13 protein-coding genes are annotated in these 15,361 nt (G+C 67.2%); 12 read left to right on the forward strand and 1 reads right to left on the reverse strand.

Annotated elements, in window-relative coordinates:
* The first annotated feature begins 10 nt into the window (after nucleotides 1-10).
* The 8 genes from ABQ137_RS03880 (at nucleotide 11) to ABQ137_RS03915 (ending at nucleotide 10,407) form a co-directional block, all read left to right on the forward strand.
* Nucleotides 11-1,153 carry an NAD(P) transhydrogenase subunit alpha gene (locus ABQ137_RS03880; protein ID WP_349781240.1) on the forward strand — a complete coding sequence of 381 codons (1,143 nt, stop codon included), beginning with the start codon at nucleotides 11-13 and terminating at the stop codon, nucleotides 1,151-1,153.
* 3 nt (nucleotides 1,154-1,156) lie between these two features.
* On the forward strand, nucleotides 1,157-1,486 hold the full coding sequence (locus tag ABQ137_RS03885) for an NAD(P) transhydrogenase subunit alpha part 2 (protein WP_184516040.1): 330 nt from the start codon (nucleotides 1,157-1,159) through the stop codon (nucleotides 1,484-1,486).
* A gap of 4 nt (nucleotides 1,487-1,490) precedes the next feature.
* A complete protein-coding gene (locus tag ABQ137_RS03890) occupies nucleotides 1,491-2,897 on the forward strand; it encodes an NAD(P)(+) transhydrogenase (Re/Si-specific) subunit beta (RefSeq protein WP_184516042.1) in 1,407 nt (468 codons plus the stop codon).
* Between the two features lie 58 nt (nucleotides 2,898-2,955).
* Nucleotides 2,956-4,347 (forward strand): NAD-dependent succinate-semialdehyde dehydrogenase, encoded by a 1,392-nt coding sequence (locus ABQ137_RS03895; RefSeq protein WP_184516044.1) that lies wholly within the window; start codon nucleotides 2,956-2,958, stop codon nucleotides 4,345-4,347.
* Nucleotides 4,348-4,590: 243 nt separating this feature from the next.
* Nucleotides 4,591-5,991 carry a glycoside hydrolase family 28 protein gene (locus ABQ137_RS03900; protein WP_349781243.1) on the forward strand — a complete coding sequence of 467 codons (1,401 nt, stop codon included), beginning with the start codon at nucleotides 4,591-4,593 and terminating at the stop codon, nucleotides 5,989-5,991.
* A 399-nt stretch (nucleotides 5,992-6,390) separates the two neighbouring features.
* Nucleotides 6,391-7,530, forward strand: a complete 1,140-nt coding sequence (gene mltB, locus ABQ137_RS03905; RefSeq protein ID WP_024940725.1) for a lytic murein transglycosylase B — start codon at nucleotides 6,391-6,393, stop codon at nucleotides 7,528-7,530.
* Nucleotides 7,527-8,942 (forward strand): septal ring lytic transglycosylase RlpA family protein, encoded by a 1,416-nt coding sequence (locus tag ABQ137_RS03910; RefSeq protein ID WP_349781245.1) that lies wholly within the window; start codon nucleotides 7,527-7,529, stop codon nucleotides 8,940-8,942. The genes mltB and ABQ137_RS03910 overlap by 4 nt, the downstream gene beginning before the upstream one ends.
* 259 nt (nucleotides 8,943-9,201) lie before the next feature.
* Nucleotides 9,202-10,407: a D-alanyl-D-alanine carboxypeptidase family protein gene (locus tag ABQ137_RS03915; protein ID WP_166771688.1), complete on the forward strand. Its 1,206-nt coding sequence runs from the start codon at nucleotides 9,202-9,204 to the stop codon at nucleotides 10,405-10,407.
* 150 nt (nucleotides 10,408-10,557) lie between these two features.
* Here ABQ137_RS03915 and ABQ137_RS03920 read toward each other — a convergent pair whose 3' ends face one another.
* Nucleotides 10,558-11,619, reverse strand: coding sequence for a lipid A deacylase LpxR family protein (locus tag ABQ137_RS03920; protein WP_184516055.1), 1,062 nt, complete (start codon nucleotides 11,617-11,619; stop codon nucleotides 10,558-10,560).
* Between the two features lie 290 nt (nucleotides 11,620-11,909).
* On the opposite strand from ABQ137_RS03920, the gene ABQ137_RS03925 reads away from it, so the two are divergent.
* From ABQ137_RS03925 to lipA, 4 genes are all read left to right on the forward strand, one after another.
* Nucleotides 11,910-12,893: a CsgG/HfaB family protein gene (locus tag ABQ137_RS03925; RefSeq protein ID WP_024939685.1), complete on the forward strand. Its 984-nt coding sequence runs from the start codon at nucleotides 11,910-11,912 to the stop codon at nucleotides 12,891-12,893.
* Nucleotides 12,894-13,020: 127 nt separating this feature from the next.
* Entirely contained in the window at nucleotides 13,021-13,299 is a 279-nt protein-coding gene (locus ABQ137_RS03930) for a YbeD family protein (protein WP_016900827.1), read from the forward strand.
* Nucleotides 13,287-13,985 (forward strand): lipoyl(octanoyl) transferase LipB, encoded by a 699-nt coding sequence (lipB, locus tag ABQ137_RS03935; RefSeq protein WP_184516060.1) that lies wholly within the window; start codon nucleotides 13,287-13,289, stop codon nucleotides 13,983-13,985. The genes ABQ137_RS03930 and lipB overlap by 13 nt, the downstream gene beginning before the upstream one ends.
* Before the next feature lie 15 nt (nucleotides 13,986-14,000).
* Nucleotides 14,001-15,014, forward strand: a complete 1,014-nt coding sequence (gene lipA, locus ABQ137_RS03940; RefSeq protein ID WP_016900831.1) for a lipoyl synthase — start codon at nucleotides 14,001-14,003, stop codon at nucleotides 15,012-15,014.
* Nucleotides 15,015-15,361 lie beyond the last annotated feature (347 nt).

The following is a 15,361-nucleotide window of genomic DNA, read 5'->3' on the forward strand; positions in this document are numbered from 1 at the left end:
GCTCAAGCGGATGGCATTTACTGTTGCGATCATCAAGGAACAACGTGCTGGCGAGCGCCGCGTGGCGATGGTGCCCGCAGTGCTGCCGAAGCTGGCAAAACTGGGCGCGCAGCTGCGCCTGCAGGCCGGCGCCGGCCTCGCTTCGTACCTGGCCGATGCGGCCTATGCCGGTACCACCGTGCTCGACGACGCAAGGGAAGTCGTCGCTGGTGCCGATCTTGTGCTGTCGGTGCAGGCGCCCTCGCTGCAGACGCTGGCGGGGATGCGTCCGGGCAGCATGCTGATCGCGATGCTGTATCCGGCGAAGTTACCGGGCTTGCTGGACCTGCTGTGCGAACGCCGCATCACCGCGTTCGCGATGGAGACCGTGCCGCGGATCAGTCGCGCGCAGGCGCTGGACGTACTGTCCAGCCAGGCCGCGCTGGCCGGCTATTACGCGCCGCTACTGGGTGCGGTGCACTTGCCGCGGATCCTGCAGATGATGACTACCGCGGTCGGTTCGCTGCGCGCCGCGCGCGTGCTGGTGATGGGTCTGGGCGTGGCCGGCCTGCAGGCGCTGGCCACCGCGCGCCGGCTCGGTGCGGTCACCGAAGGCTACGACGTGCGCCCGGAAACGCGCGAGCAGGCGCAATCGGTGGGCGCCAGGTTCGTCGACACCGGCATCGACGCGCGCGGCGAGGGCGGCTATGCGCGCGAACTCAGCGCCGACGAACGCGCCAGGGCCGCCGTGGTGCTGACCCAGCATATCCAACAGGCCGACCTGATCGTCACCACCGCCAACGTGCCCGGCCGTACCGCCCCGATCCTGATCGACCGCACCCAGATCGCCGGCATGAAGCCTGGCGCGGTGATCGTGGACCTGGCCGCCGACAGCGGCGGCAACTGCGAGGGCGGCGTGCCCGGGCAGACCGTCGAGGTGGGGACGGTGACCATCGTCGCGCCGTTCAACGTGCCCTCGGCGCTGGCCCAGCACGCCAGCGAGCTGTACGCGAAGAACCTGCTGAACCTGATCGAGCTGCTGGTGCGCGATGGCGTACTGGCGCCGGACTTCGACGACGAGGTCGTGGCCGGCACCTTGCTGACCCGCGACGGCCGCGCCTGCCACCCCACCGTGCAGGCCGTCGCGCCTGCATCCACCGCCAAAGAGTCCTGAGCGATGAATCTCGACCTGTCGATGAGCTGGATGATCGCGTTGTACCTGTTCCTGCTTGCCGCTTTCACCGGTTACGAAGTGATCGGCAAGGTGCCCTCGATCCTGCACACGCCGCTAATGTCCGGCTCCAACTTCATCCACGGCATCGTCGTGGTCGGCGCGATGCACGCGCTGTTCAACGCCGACGGCATCGCCGGCCAGGCGATCGGCTTCGTCGGCGTGCTGCTTGGTGCCGGCAACGCCGCCGGCGGCTACGTGGTCACCGACCGCATGCTGGCGATGTTCAAGCCCAGCGCAAAGCCCGCCTCCCCATCCGCCGCCACGAAGGAGTAGCGTCATGCTGCAGTTATTGGTGGAGCTGAGCGGGTTCACCGCCGCGCTGTTGTTCATTCTCGGTCTCAAACGCATGTCCTCGCCGGTGACCGCGCTGCGCGGCATCGTGCTGGCCGGCATTGGCATGCTGGTCGCGGTCGCCGCCGCGTTCGGCTATCTGGCCGACCTGCAACCGGCCGCGCAGCCGCATGCGCTGACCAATCTCGCACTGGCGCTGCTGGCACTGGCGCTCGGCGGCGCCTGGGCCTGGCGCAGCGGTCGCACCGTCGCGGTGACCGCCATGCCGCAGATGGTGGCGCTGTACAACGGCATGGGCGGCGGCGCGGCGGCGGCGGTCGCCGCAGTCGCGCTGACCTCGCGGCAGCCGCAGCACGGCGGCCTGCACCTGGCGGTGACCGTGCTCGGCGCGCTGATCGGAGCGATCTCGCTGTCAGGTTCGGTGATCGCCTGGGCCAAGCTCGACGGCCGCATCGATAACGCATGGCGTTTCAAGGGCCAGAGCGTGTTCAACGCAGGTGTGTTCGTCGCCGCGCTGGTGCTCGGCGCGCTGGTCGTGGCGCAGGTCGGCGGCGGCTGGGCGGCGCTGGTGTTCTTCGTCGCCGCGCTTGGCTTCGGCGTGTTGATGACGCTGCCGATCGGCGGTGCCGACATGCCGGTGGTGATCTCGCTGTACAACGCCTTCACCGGCCTGGCGGTGGGCCTGGAGGGTTTCGCGCTGCAGAACCCGGCGCTGATGATCGCCGGCATGGTGGTCGGCTCGGCCGGCACGCTGCTAACCGTGCTGATGGCCAAGGCGATGAACCGCTCGCTGGCCAATGTGCTGTTAAGCAATTTCGGCGACGGCGCGGCGGTGGCGCAGGGCGATGTGCAGGGGCGCATGACCGCAGTCGATGCCGGCGATGCGGCGGTGGCAATGCGCTATGCCTCCAGCGTGATCATCGTGCCCGGTTACGGACTGGCGGTGGCACAGGCGCAGGCGCGGCTATACGAACTGGTCAAGCTGTTACAGGCCGCGGACGTGGACGTGAAGTTCGCCATCCACCCGGTCGCCGGGCGCATGCCCGGGCACATGAACGTGCTGCTGGCCGAAGCCGGCGTGCCCTACGACCTGATCTTCGACATGGACGACATCAACGACAGCTTCGCCAGCAGCGACGTGGCGCTGGTGATCGGTGCCAACGACGTGGTCAACCCGGCCGCACGTACCGACAAGGCCTCGCCGATCTACGGCATGCCGATCCTCAACGCCGACCAGGCCCATCAGGTTTACGTGATCAAGCGTGGCCAGGGCAAGGGCTACGCCGGCGTGGAGAACCTGCTGTTCTACGGCGACAACTGCGACATGGTTTACGGCGATGCCGCCGCGGTGCTCAACCGCATGGTGCAGGCAGTCAAGGAACTGGCCGTCTGACCGAACCGATCCGGCGCGACGCGACGCGCTTCCCGACCCATCCCACGAGGACACCAGCATGGCTTATGCGACCCGCAATCCCTACACCGGCGAACTGCTCGCCAGCTTTCCCGACGCCACCGACGCGCAGGTGCTCGCCGCGATCGGCGCTGCCGATGCCGCCTTCCAGCAGTGGAAGCACGCTTCCTTTGCCGAGCGCGCCAAGGTCATGCACAAGGCGGCGCAGCTGTTGCGTGCCGACGTGCGCGGCTACGGCCGCTTGCTGACCCTGGAGATGGGCAAGCTGATCGGCGAAGCCGAGGCCGAGGTGATCCTGTCGGCCGACATCTTCGAGTACTACGCCGTGAACGCCGAGCGCCTGCTGGCGCCGGAGTCGCTGCCGGTGGTGGATCCGGCCGAGGGCGAGGCGATCGTGGTGCACGACCCGCTGGGCGTGCTGCTGGCGATCGAGCCGTGGAATTTCCCGTATTACCAGATTGCGCGGATCATCGCCCCGCAGTTGTCGGCGGGCAACACGATGCTGCTCAAGCACGCCTCCAACGTGCCGCAGTGCGCGGCCAGGTTCGAGGCGCTGATGGCCGAAGCGGGCCTGCCTGCCGGCGCGTTCGCCAACCTCTACGCCACCCGCACCCAGGTGGAGACCATCCTCAACGACCCACGCGTGCACGGCGTGGCGCTGACCGGCTCGGAGGGGGCCGGTGCCATCGTTGCCGCGCAGGCGGCCAGGGCGCTGAAGAAGTCGACCTTGGAGCTGGGCGGCGCCGACGCGTTCGTGGTGCTGGCCGACGCCGAACTGGACAAGACCGTGAAGTGGGCAGTGTTCGGCCGCCACTGGAACGGTGGCCAGGTGTGCGTATCGTCCAAGCGCATGATCGTGGTGCGCGAGGTGTATGCGGAATTCCTGCGCCGCTACAGCGAGGGCGTGGCGGCGCTGAAGGCCGGCGATCCGATGGATCCGGCGACCACGCTGGCGCCGCTGTCCTCGCAGGACGCGGCCGACGAGCTCAAGCAGCAGATCGCCGCGGCGGTCGAACATGGCGCCACCGCCACCGAGGTCGGACCACCGGTGCCGACGCAGGGCGCATTCGTGCAGCCGACCATCTTGACTCGTGTGACCCCGGACAACCCGGCCTATTACCAGGAGTTCTTCGGGCCCATATCGATGCTGTTCGAGGCCGCCGACGAGGACGATGCGGTGCGCATCGCCAACGACTCGCCGTTCGGCCTGGGCGGCTCGGTGTTCACCGCCAACACCGCGCGTGGCGTGGCGGTGGCCAGGCGTATCTCCACCGGCATGGTGTTCGTCAACCATCCGACCATGGTCAAGGCCGACCTGCCGTTCGGCGGGGTGCGCCGCTCCGGCTACGGCCGCGAGCTGATCGGCCTGGGCATCAAGGAGTTCGTCAACCATAAGCTGATCGACGTGGTGGACATCGACGCGCCGTTCTGAGGGCGCACTCGACAGGTGCCGGTTACGCAACCGGCGCATCGCAACGCACGCGCGGTTCTGCGCGCTGCGTTGCAATGACGACCTCCCGGCACGGGGCCGCTTCGCGCATGCGGTATCGGGTTCGCGCGGCGTCTGTGAATGGGCGCGTCGCTCCGTAGAGTCCGATGCGCCGCCGTCCTGCGCGCGGCCGGGTCGCGTTGCAGCTGCAGGCGCGCGCCATTCCTCTTCCAGGTGACCTCTTCCATGAAACTGCCAACCGCCGCGATCGGCGGTGTCTGTATTACGTTCGCCGCTCACGCCGGCGCCATCAACCTTGCCACCGGCGATACGCGCGCGGTCTCCGAGCCGGCGATTCCCGCCACCTGCCAGCCGGTGAGCGCCAGCCATACGCCAAGCGGACGGCTGTTCGACGCCGCGCTGGAAAGCGCACCGCCCGACACCAAAGCCATCCAGGCCGCACTGACTGCCTGCACCGGCAAGAACGGCAGCGTGCTGCTCAAGGCCGGCACCGGCAACGCGTTTCTCAGCGGCCCGCTGACCATTCCCACCGGCGTCACCCTGGTCGTCGATCAGGGCGTGACCCTGTACGGCTCGCGCAATCCGGCCGACTACGGCAGCGGTTGCGGTGTCGCAGGCGCCAAGAGCGGCGGCTGCCTGCCGCTGATCAGCGTCAAGGGCACCAGGTCGGGCGTGATGGGCGTACGCACCGGCGGGCGCCAGGGCACGATCGACGGACGCGGCGATCTGCCCATGCTCGGCAAGAGCACCACCTGGTGGGAGTTCGGCGAAAACGCCAAGGCTGCCGGCCAGGTGCAGAACAGCCCGGACCTGATCAAGGTGCAGAACTCCAACACGTTCACCCTCTACAACGTCAATCTGATCAATGCGGCGTACTTCCATTTCTTCGCGCATATCGTCGATGGCCTGACCATCTGGGGCGTGCGGGTGAAGTCGCCGGCGACCAGCCCCAACACCGATGGCCTGGACCTGGACAGCGTGGTCAACGCCAGCCTGGTCGACAACGATGTAATGGGCGGCGACGACTGCGTGGCGATCAAGACCATTGCGTCCAGGTCCGGCAACATCAGCGTGCGCGACAACCGCTGCTACGGCACCCACGGCATCTCGATCGGCAGCGAGGTGATGTCCGGGGTCAACAACGTGCTGGTCGACAACAACGCCATCACCGCCACCGACGATGCCGGCAACCGCAGTACCGACAACGCCGGGCTGCGCATCAAGACCAGCCTCGCCAAGGGCGGCCCGGTCAGCCTGGTCACCTATCGCAATACCTGCCTGTACGGGGTGACCAGCCCGCTGGTGATCAACCCGTTCTATTCGGTGGGCGGCAGCGGCACCAAGCCCAGTTTCGCCGGGGTCGTCGTCAACGGCCTGCGTACCACCGGCGATGTCGGCCTCAAGGGCAAGGGCTGGATCCTGAAAGGCTTCGATGCGCAGACGCCGCTGGACCTGACGCTGGCCAATGTGGCCACTGGCAATACCGCGGTCTCCGCCAGTGATGCGCAGATCGGGCTGAGCAACAGCGCGCTCACCCCGACCGGCAGCAACGTCACCACCTCCAGCGTGCAACTTGGCGGCAGCGTACCCGCCTGCTCGACTGCGCCACGCTTCCCGGCCCTGTGATCGACCAGGCGCGGCCACCGGCCGCGCCTGACGGCCGGAGTGACATCAAAGGACCCAAGACGGCCGCTAATGCCATCAGAGGAACAAACCAGAAGCAGGCCCACGAAAACGCAAGCTCCGCCAGCGCCTGGCCCGGTCCACCAGACAACCCCGGTCGGCACACGAGCACCCCGCACCCCACAATTCCCGAATCCCGAATCCCGAATCCCGAATCCCGAATCCCGAATCCCGAATCCCCATTCCCCATTCCCCATTCCCCATTCCCCATTCCCCCGCAGCACCCAAACCAATCCCCAATCCCCCCTCCCAAATCCCCGCCGCCCAGAGCGGCAAGCTAAAGCTCTTTCCTTTCATGGTCTTATTGCCAGAAGTTCATCTGTTCTCTGTTACCCTCGGCCGATGATTCGACGCACTCTGACCTGCCTGCTCACCCTCGGCCTTGTCGCCTGCGCGACTCAGCCCAGCCCTCCGACCCCGCCGCCGGCCGCCAGCGCGCCCCCGGCCAAGCCGCCGAGCGCCCCGGTCGCGCCCGTCAGTGCCGCTGCCGAAGCGCCCGCGCTGCCGCCGGTGGACCTGACCCCGGTGCCGTTCGAGATCGCCCGCGCCAACTTCGTGCGCGACACCGCCGCCAAGTACGGCATCGACGCCGCACAGATCGAAGCAGTGCTGGCGCAGGCGCAATTCAAGGACGCCATCGTCACCGCGATGTCGCGCCCGGCCGAGCGGGTCAAACCGTGGAACGAATATCGCCCGATGTTCATCACCCAGGCGCGGATCGATGGCGGCCGCAAGTTCCTGGCCGAGCATCGTGCCGAGCTGAGCAAGGTCGAAGCGGCCACCGGCGTGCCGGCGCAGGTGATCGTGGCCATCATCGGGGTGGAGACCAGTTACGGCAGCAACGCCGGCAAGTACCGCGTGCTGGACGCGCTATACACGCTGGCGTTCCGCTACCCGCGCAGCGGCGACCCGGCCAAGCTCGAACGCGAAGTGCGTCGCGAGCTGTTCTTCCGCGATGAACTCGGCCAACTGTTCGCGCTCGGCAAGGAAGAGCAGCTCGATGTCACCACGCTGATCGGCAGCTATGCCGGCGCGATGGGCATGGGCCAGTTCATGCCGTCCAGCTACCGCCAGTTCGCCGTCGACGGCGATGCCGACGGCAAGCGCAACCTGTTCACCGACCACAACGACGTGTTCGCCTCGGTCGCCAACTACTTCGTCAAGAAGGGCGGTTGGGTGCGCGGTGGCCAGGTCGCGGTGCCGGCCACGCTGGCCGCCGGCCACGAGGAATTCAATCCCACCGACTGGTCGCCGGTGTACACGCTGGCCGACCTGTCTGCGCGCGGCTATCACCCGAATGCGCCGGTGGTGGCCGGCAGCACCGCCACCCCGATCACCCTGGACGATGCCAACGGCAAGCAGTACTGGCTGGGCTTCCAGAATTTCTACGCAATCACCCGTTACAACATTTCCAAGATGTACGCGATGGCCGTGTTCCAGCTGTCCGAGGCCATCGCCGGCAAGGAGTTACCCCCGGCATGAACAGCATGACAGGCCCCAAGTGGTTGATCCCGATGGCGCTGATGCTCGGCCTGGCGGCCTGTAGCAGTGCACCGAAGAAAAGCGCCGGCACCGGCGGCAGCGGCGCGATCAAGGGCGTCAAGGTCGACGGCAAGGGGCCGGCGTATGTGGCCACCGGTTGCCCCTCGACCTCGCCCTACGCACCCGCCAAGGAAGACCCGTCCACGCGCGGCGACTACACCGCCGGCGGCCTGTACAAGCCGGGGGTCAAGGACGCCACGCCGGACCACGTGCCCAACGTGGCCTGCATCCCCGAACCGCTGGTCACCAACGAGCCGCGCTCGGCGGTGGGCAACCGCTCGCCGTATGAGGTGCTGGGCAAACGCTACGTGGTGATGGACAACCCCGGCGACTATGTCGAACGCGGGACCGCCTCGTATTACGGCAGCAAATTCCACGGCCGGCTGACCTCCAACAAGGAGGTCTACGACATGTACGCCTTCACTGCCGCCCACAAGACCTTGCCGTTGCCCAGCTTCGCCCTGGTGACCAACACCGACACCGGCGACTCGGTGGTGGTGCGCGTCAACGACCGCGGCCCGTTCCACGATGGCCGCGTGATCGATCTGAGCTACGCCGCTGCGGTCAAGCTGGGCATCACCGGCAAGGGCACCGGCAACGTCGAGGTACGCGGTCTGACCGAAGCCGACAACGGCAATCTGCTGGCCAAGCGCCGCAGCGGCCGCGCGCCGGTCAGCACTGCGGTGGCCGCCGCACGGCCGGCCGCCAGCGCCAGCCAGATCGATGGGTTGGTGCAGCGCCTGCCCACCCGTACCGTGCCGGCCGCCGCCCCGCGCGCAGTGGCCGCCAGTGCCGCCGCTCCGGTAGCCGCCGCAGCGGCAGGCAGTGCAGGGGCCGCTGCGATTCCCGCGGGCGAGCGTTGGCGCTACCGCGTGGCCGATTCGCGCCAGCCCGGCAACGCCGACAACTTCGATGCCTGGATGAAGTCGCAGGGCGTGCGCGTGGCCACCGGCAAGCCGGCTGCCGCCGCGCCGCGGCCTGCCTCGGCTGCCCCGGTCGCGGTCGCGCCAGCCGCCCCGGTCGCGGTGGCGGCGATCAAGCCCGCCGACAGCGCGCCGGCACGTCCGCTCAGGAGCGAACCGGTACCGGTCAAGGCGCCGAGCGTGGCCGAGGCGGCACTGGGCGACATCCTGTTGCAGGTGGCCAGTTTCGCCAGCCGCGAGAACGCCAACCGCGCGCTGTCGCAGCTTGCCTCGGCCGGGATCGCCGGTGCCAGCGTCAGCGACATCGTCAGCGGCGGTCGCACCTTGTGGCGGCTGCGCGTCAATGCGCGCGATCACGCCAATGCCTCGGAAATCGCGCAGCGCATCGCCGGCCTGGGCTTCGGGCGCCCGCAGATCGTCGCCAACTAGCCACGATCGATCCGGCAGCCAAGGCGTCGGTGGGTAGGCCGGCGCCCGCTATCGACAGCTAGCGTCGGGCAGCCGCGATCACGACGCGCCCCATGCAGCTTGCTCGATCGCCCAGTGCGTCAGCCACGTTCGGCGCGTCGTCTGCCGCCATCGCTGAACTGCGCAGGCGCGCGCAGCATCGCGTGCGTCGCCCTGATCGCCGTGGCGCCTTACAATTTCGCATTACCCAGCCTTCGGGCCCGTCAGGAGTCGTTCTTCAATGAAATTCCGCTTCGCCGCCGCTGCGGTGGCCACGTTCGCCTTTGGCCTGGTCTGCGCGCAGACCCCTGCGCCGCAGCCGACGCCTGCCGTTGCCGCTGCGCCGGCCGCCGTCCCGGTTCCGCCCGCACCCGCGCCGGCGGTGTCCAAGTCCTGGATCCTGATGGATTACGCCACCGGGCAGGTGCTGGCTGGTGAAAACATCCACCAGCAGCTGGCCCCGGCCAGCATCACCAAGGTGATGACGTCCTACGTGGTCGCTGCCGAAATCAAGAATGGCAAGGTCAAGCGCGACGACCAGGTCATGATGAGCGAGCGCGCCTGGCGCGAGGGCGGTGCGGGCACCGACGGCAGCTACAGCGGCTTCCCGGTCAACCAGACCGCGCGTCTGGAAGACATGGAAAAGGGCATGGCGATCCAGTCCGGCAACGATGCCGCGATCGCACTGGCCGAGCATGTGGCCGGCAGCGAAGAAGCCTTCGCCTCGCTTATGAACAGCTACGCCGCCAAGATCGGCATGAAGGACTCCTACTTCGTCAACGCGCACGGCCTCAGCGCCGAAGGTCACCATTCCACCGCCTACGACCTGGCGATGCTGGGCCGCGCGATGGTGCGCGACTACCCGGAGACCTATGCCTACAACAAGATCAAGGAATTCCAGGTCGGCAGCATCAAGCAGAACAACCGCAACCTGCTGTTGTGGCGCGACCCGGCGGTGGACGGCATCAAGACCGGCCACACCTCCGAGGCCGGCTACTGCCTGCTGAGCTCGGCCAAGCGCGGCGACCAGCGCCTGGTGGCGGTGGTGATGGGCGATTCGTCCGAGCGCCAGCGCGCCGACGACAGCCTGGCCCTGCTCAACTGGGGCTTCCGCTTCTTCGAAACCCACAGCCTGTACTCGCCCGGCAAGGTCGTGACCAAGCAGAAGGTCTGGAAGGGCCAGCAGGACGAAGTGCAGCTCGGCGTGGCCCAGCCACTGCTGGTCAGCCTGCAGCGCGGCCGCTACAACGACCTCAAGCCCAGCATGGAAGTGGCCAAGAACCTGCAGGCCCCGATCAAGCAGGGCCAGCAGATCGGCACCGTCAAGGTCAGCCTGGACGGCAAGATCATCGCCCAGGCCCCGCTGGTCGCCATCAACGCAGTCGAGGAGGGCGGCTTCTTCAAGCGCCTCTGGGATGCGTTCTGGATGTGGTGGGAATCAGAATAAAAAAATGCCGGCGAAAGCCGGCATTTTTTTGGAATCGGGAATCGGGAATCGGGAATCGGAGAGCGGGAATCGGAGAGGTGGGAATCGCAGAAGCGGGGGTGTCGCTCTTGCTCTACCTATTCCCCATTCCCGATTCCCAATTCCCAGCCCTCAAAGCATCCGACTGATCGTGAAACTGCCATACACCGGCGTTTCGCGCTGGGTGTCGAATTCGCGGGTGCGGTGGTAGCGGGCGATGGCGAACTTCCAGCGGCCGTACATCACCGCCAGGCCGTAGCCGACGTCGCCTACGAACGGGCGCTTGTCCACGCTGTGGCTGTTGCGGAAGGTGTTGCCGTCCAGGGTGATGTCGCGCAGCACCCAGCGCGCATCGGTGGTCAGGAACAGATGGCCCGACCAGCCGCTGGCGCGTCCGAGCCGGCTGGGGGCGGTGTTCTCGCCGGCCGGGCGGGTCGGGGTGCTGCCGAAGTCGTCCGGCAGCTTCCAGCCGAAGCGCACCTCGCCACCGGCATTCAGATGCGTGGCCATGTTGCCGACCGCGCCGCCCCAATGCGAGATGAAATCCCAGCCGAAGCCGTCCGCATTGACTGCCGCGTCGCCCGGCCAGCGGCGCATGCGCTCGTGCACCAGGTTGATCAGCGGCTCGTTGTGCAGCTGGTTGTCCCAGCCCTGGAATTTTTCGTCGCCCAGCACATCGTGGATCGCATCCTGCGCTTCCTGCGCAAATGCCCACGGGCCGACCACGCCGACCTGCAGCTGGGTGGTGCGCAGATGCGCATCGTTACGCGCGTTGTAGCCGAAGCTCGCCAGCAGGATGCCCGCATACGGGCGATCGTCCGGGATCACATCACGGCGGGTGGGGTCGGTGGGAGTGAAAATCGCCTGGCCGATCGAGAACACCATGTTCTGCTGATCGAACTCGCCCGGATGCAGACGCTCCAGATAGCCGTTGACCCAGCGCGCGGTGCGCGGCAGGCAGGGGTCGTCGGTGTAGTCGACCAGGTTGGGCGACACCAGCGTCAGCACCGCGCCGTTGGAATAGCCCTGGTCCTGATCCTCTCCGCCGAACAGGTCGTTGTCGACCCGGAAGTTCACCGCCGGCGGCGTCCGGCTCATTCTGCTGGAATCGCACTGGTCGGCAGCCACGGCCGGCATCGACAGTACGGAAAGAGAGAGCAGCAGGGCAGCGGACAAGGCGCGCGGTCGAAGCATGGAGGGCCTGGAAAGGTAAGGAGGGGCGATGTTCAGCAAAGGTGCCTGCGGCCGCTGCTGCGCCGCGTGAATGTGCTCCGGGATCATGCCCGAGCCGCCCGGATGCAGCGGCAGAGCCTGGAACACCAGTCCGTTCCATTTGCGGTACGGCGGCCATGAAAAGCCCGCGCGAATCGCATATGATCCGCCTCCGGGGGAACTAGCCCCAAGGAACGGCGGCCTTTCTCAGGCCGTTTCATCACCAACGGATCGCGTTTGCCGACGGCAGCGCAGGTGTCAGGGGAACAAATATGAGCAAGACGATTTCTGTGAGCGCAGCGCTGTTGTCCAGCGTGTTGGGTGTTGCACTGGTCAGTGTCAGCGCGCCGGCTTCGGCCGGACTGAAGGATGCCTTCAAGGGGTCTGCACAGGATCAGCGCAAGGAGGCCGTCGCGCAGATCCCGGTGTGCGCCAAACCGCTGGGCAGCCTGTCGGTGCTCGAGCCGGAGGATGCAGTCAACTGGTGGTCGGGTCAGCAGTTGCCGGCGCCTTCTAAGCTGATCAAGGTATTCGTCAACCGTTCGCGCTGCTTCACCCTGGTAGACCGTGGCGCGGGCATGGCGGCATCGCAGCGCGAGCGCGACATGGCGGCAAACGGCGACCTGCGCGCCCGCTCCAACGTCGGCAAGGGCCAGATCCGCGCAGCCGACTATGTGATGACGCCGGACCTCATTTCGCAGAACCACAATGCCGGCGGCAGCGCCATTGCCGGCATGCTGGGCGGCCTGATGGGCGGCAATGCCGGCAACCTGGTCGGTGGCCTGAACCTCAACAAGAAGACCGCCGACGTGGTGCTGACCATCACCGATGTGCGTTCCTCCGAACAGGTCGCCATGGCCGAAGGCAACGCCAAGAAGACCGACCTGGGCTGGGGCGCGCGTGGCAACGTCTTCAGCGGCGGCGACTACGGCGCCGCCGGTGCCGGCGGTTATGCCAATACCGAGATCGGACAGGTGATTACCCTGGCCTATCTGCAGGCTTACACCGACGTCGTCACCCAGCTCGGCGGTCTGTCCGGCAACGCGGCTGCATCCAATGTGCAGCAGGCTGTGACCGTGACCCGCGCGGGGCGTCTGTTGGGCAATGCCAAGGGCACTGGCGCGGCCGTGCGTACGCTGGAGCCGGGCATGATGCTTTACCCGACTGGCACCAAGGAAGGCGTCATGTGGGAAGTCGAAGACGAAATGGGCAACCGCGGCTGGGTGTCGTCGGCCATGCTGGAACTGTCCAAGTAAGCAGTTGGCCAGACCCACGCTGGGCATGACGCGTACGGCGTGAAACAACGGGGCCCCTGCGGCCCCGTTGTGTTGTCCCGCGCGCGGCGGGCTTGGGTTTGTCCACCATCGTCCCGATAATGGGCGGATGGAAATCAGCACCGACAACCCCGATCACGGCTTCCAGTTTCCCGGTACCTTCGAGCTCAGCGCAATGGGCGCGGCCGAGCGCGGGCTGGAAAGCGAACTTCCGCGCCTGCTCGCCGCCACCGGTGTGGAGCTGCTGGAGGAAAGCATCAGCTGGAAGCATTCGTCCAGCGGCAAATATGTCTCGGTCAAGATCGGCTTCCGTGCCGAGAGCCGCGAGCAGTTCGACGCTGCGCACCAGGCGCTGCGCGACCACCCGGAAGTGAAGTGGACGCTGTAGCGATCCAGGCTGCGGAAAGCCCTGTCCCCGTCCTGCCGGCGCAGTTGCGCGATCTCGGCCGACAGGCGTACGCGCCAGTTTGGCGTGCGATGCAGCGTTTCACCGATGCGCGTGATGAGGCCACGGCCGACGAAGTGTGGGTGGTCGAGCATGCGCCGGTGTTTACGCTGGGCCAGGCCGGCAAGCCCGAGCATGTGCTCGCGCCGGGCGAAATTCCGGTGCTGCAGGTCGATCGCGGCGGCCAGGTCACCTATCACGGCCCCGGCCAGCTGGTGGTCTATCCGCTGCTGGACCTGCGTCGGCTCAAGATCGGCGTGCGCGATTACGTGTGCAAGATCGAGCAGGCGCTGATCGACACGCTGGACGAATGGAACATCCTCGCTGAGCGCCGCGAGGGCGCGCCGGGCGTGTACGTGGGCGGGGCAAAGATCGCCGCGCTCGGGATCCGGGTGCGGCGCGGCTGCACCTTCCACGGCCTGTCGTTCAATGTGGCGATGGACCTGGAGCCGTTCCACCGCATCAACCCCTGTGGCTATCAGGGCCTGCAGGTGACCTCGGTGCTAGACTTGGGCGGCCCCTCCGGGATGGACGCCGTCAAGGCGGTGCTGCTCGATCAGCTGGCGCGCCAGTTCGGTCTCGTCCTGCAGCCTGTCTCCGCGTTGCCCGACCTTTCGCTTCCGGCCTGAGCGCCCGTTACTGCCATGACCCAGCCTATCGCCCGTTCCATCCCCTTGCAGGTCGTCTCCGGCGACACCGCCGCACCTGCGCCGCTGCAGACCGGCGTCAAGCAGATCGGTGGCGACAAGATCAACCGCTCGCCAGTGCAGTTCGTCGATGCGCCGGTGTTGCGCAAGCCGTCGTGGATCCGGGTGCGGATTCCGTCCGGCAATGCAGTGCAGAACCTCAAGGCCAAGCTGCGCGAAAACCGCCTGGTCACGGTCTGCGAGGAAGCCAGCTGCCCGAACATCCACGAGTGCTTCAGCCACGGCACCGCCACCTTCATGATCCTGGGCGAGGTCTGCACGCGGCGCTGCTCGTTCTGCGATGTGGCGCATGGCCGGCCCAAGCCGCCGGATGCAAACGAGCCGGCCAGCCTGGCCACCACCGTGGCCGACATGGGCCTGAAGTATGTGGTGGTGACCAGCGTGGATCGCGATGACCTGCGCGACGGCGGTGCCCAGCATTTCGTCGACTGCATTTCGGCCATCCGGGTCAGCTCACCCAAGACCCGCATCGAGATCCTGACCCCGGACTTCCGCGGCAAGGGCCGCATGGACCGCGCGCTGGAGATCCTGGCGCTCAGCCCGCCGGACGTGTTCAACCACAACATCGAAACCGTGCCGGATCTGTACCCGAACGTGCGTCCGGGTGCCGACTACCAGTGGTCGCTGACCCTGCTGCAGCGCTTCAAGGCGCAGCATCCGTCCATCGCCACCAAGTCCGGCATCATGCTCGGCCTGGGCGAGACGATGGAGCAGGTGCACGCCACCTTGCGCGACCTGCGCGCGCACGATGTGGACATGATCACCATCGGCCAGTACCTGCAGCCGACGCCGCACCATCATCCTGTGATGCGCTACTGGACGCCGGAGGAATACAAGGCGCTGGAGGACTACGGCAATGCGCTGGGCTTCAGCCACGTCGCTTCCGGGCCGATGGTGCGCTCCTCGTATCACGCCGATCGTCAGGCCGCCGGCGCGGGCGTCGCTGCTTAAGCTCGCCGATCACGCCTGCGCCCATGCTCAGGCGGGCGCGGCCGCCAGTGCCGGCGTCATCTGATGCCGCAGCCGGCCGCACACCGAGTGCGTGTCGTCGCGAACTGCCCGCGACCGCCCTCGCGTAGCTCCGATGATTTCGAGCCAGAACGACCCACACGACCCCGCACACCGCGGGGTCGTGTCGTCTCCGGCCGCTGCCCTCGGCTTGCAGGGTACGGTCGCGTTCACAATCCGCTACAGGCCCGGCGCTAGGCTGATTCAGCCAGTGGATGACAACGCCAGCAACTTTCGGCACTGTCATGCTGTCTGATCCGTTCACCGCCTTTCTTTCGTCGGCCCTGTGC

Source organism: Xanthomonas sp. WHRI 8393 (genome assembly GCF_040203315.1).
Lineage (GTDB): Bacteria > Pseudomonadota > Gammaproteobacteria > Xanthomonadales > Xanthomonadaceae > Xanthomonas > Xanthomonas arboricola.

Bases quoted from the DNA above. Each gene is read 5' to 3' on its own strand.
- ABQ137_RS03880 (WP_349781240.1), top strand. From the start codon at position 11: ATGGCATTTACTGTTGCGATCATCAAGGAACAACGTGCTGGCGAGCGC.
- lipA (WP_016900831.1), top strand. From the start codon at position 14,001: ATGACCCAGCCTATCGCCCGTTCCATCCCCTTGCAGGTCGTCTCCGGC.
- ABQ137_RS03925 (WP_024939685.1), top strand. From the start codon at position 11,910: ATGAGCAAGACGATTTCTGTGAGCGCAGCGCTGTTGTCCAGCGTGTTG.
- ABQ137_RS03910 (WP_349781245.1), top strand. From the start codon at position 7,527: ATGAACAGCATGACAGGCCCCAAGTGGTTGATCCCGATGGCGCTGATG.
- ABQ137_RS03895 (WP_184516044.1), top strand. From the start codon at position 2,956: ATGGCTTATGCGACCCGCAATCCCTACACCGGCGAACTGCTCGCCAGC.
- ABQ137_RS03900 (WP_349781243.1), top strand. From the start codon at position 4,591: ATGAAACTGCCAACCGCCGCGATCGGCGGTGTCTGTATTACGTTCGCC.
- ABQ137_RS03885 (WP_184516040.1), top strand. From the start codon at position 1,157: ATGAATCTCGACCTGTCGATGAGCTGGATGATCGCGTTGTACCTGTTC.
- mltB (WP_024940725.1), top strand. From the start codon at position 6,391: ATGATTCGACGCACTCTGACCTGCCTGCTCACCCTCGGCCTTGTCGCC.
- ABQ137_RS03890 (WP_184516042.1), top strand. From the start codon at position 1,491: ATGCTGCAGTTATTGGTGGAGCTGAGCGGGTTCACCGCCGCGCTGTTG.
- ABQ137_RS03920 (WP_184516055.1), bottom strand. From the start codon at position 11,619: ATGCTTCGACCGCGCGCCTTGTCCGCTGCCCTGCTGCTCTCTCTTTCC.
- ABQ137_RS03915 (WP_166771688.1), top strand. From the start codon at position 9,202: ATGAAATTCCGCTTCGCCGCCGCTGCGGTGGCCACGTTCGCCTTTGGC.
- ABQ137_RS03930 (WP_016900827.1), top strand. From the start codon at position 13,021: ATGGAAATCAGCACCGACAACCCCGATCACGGCTTCCAGTTTCCCGGT.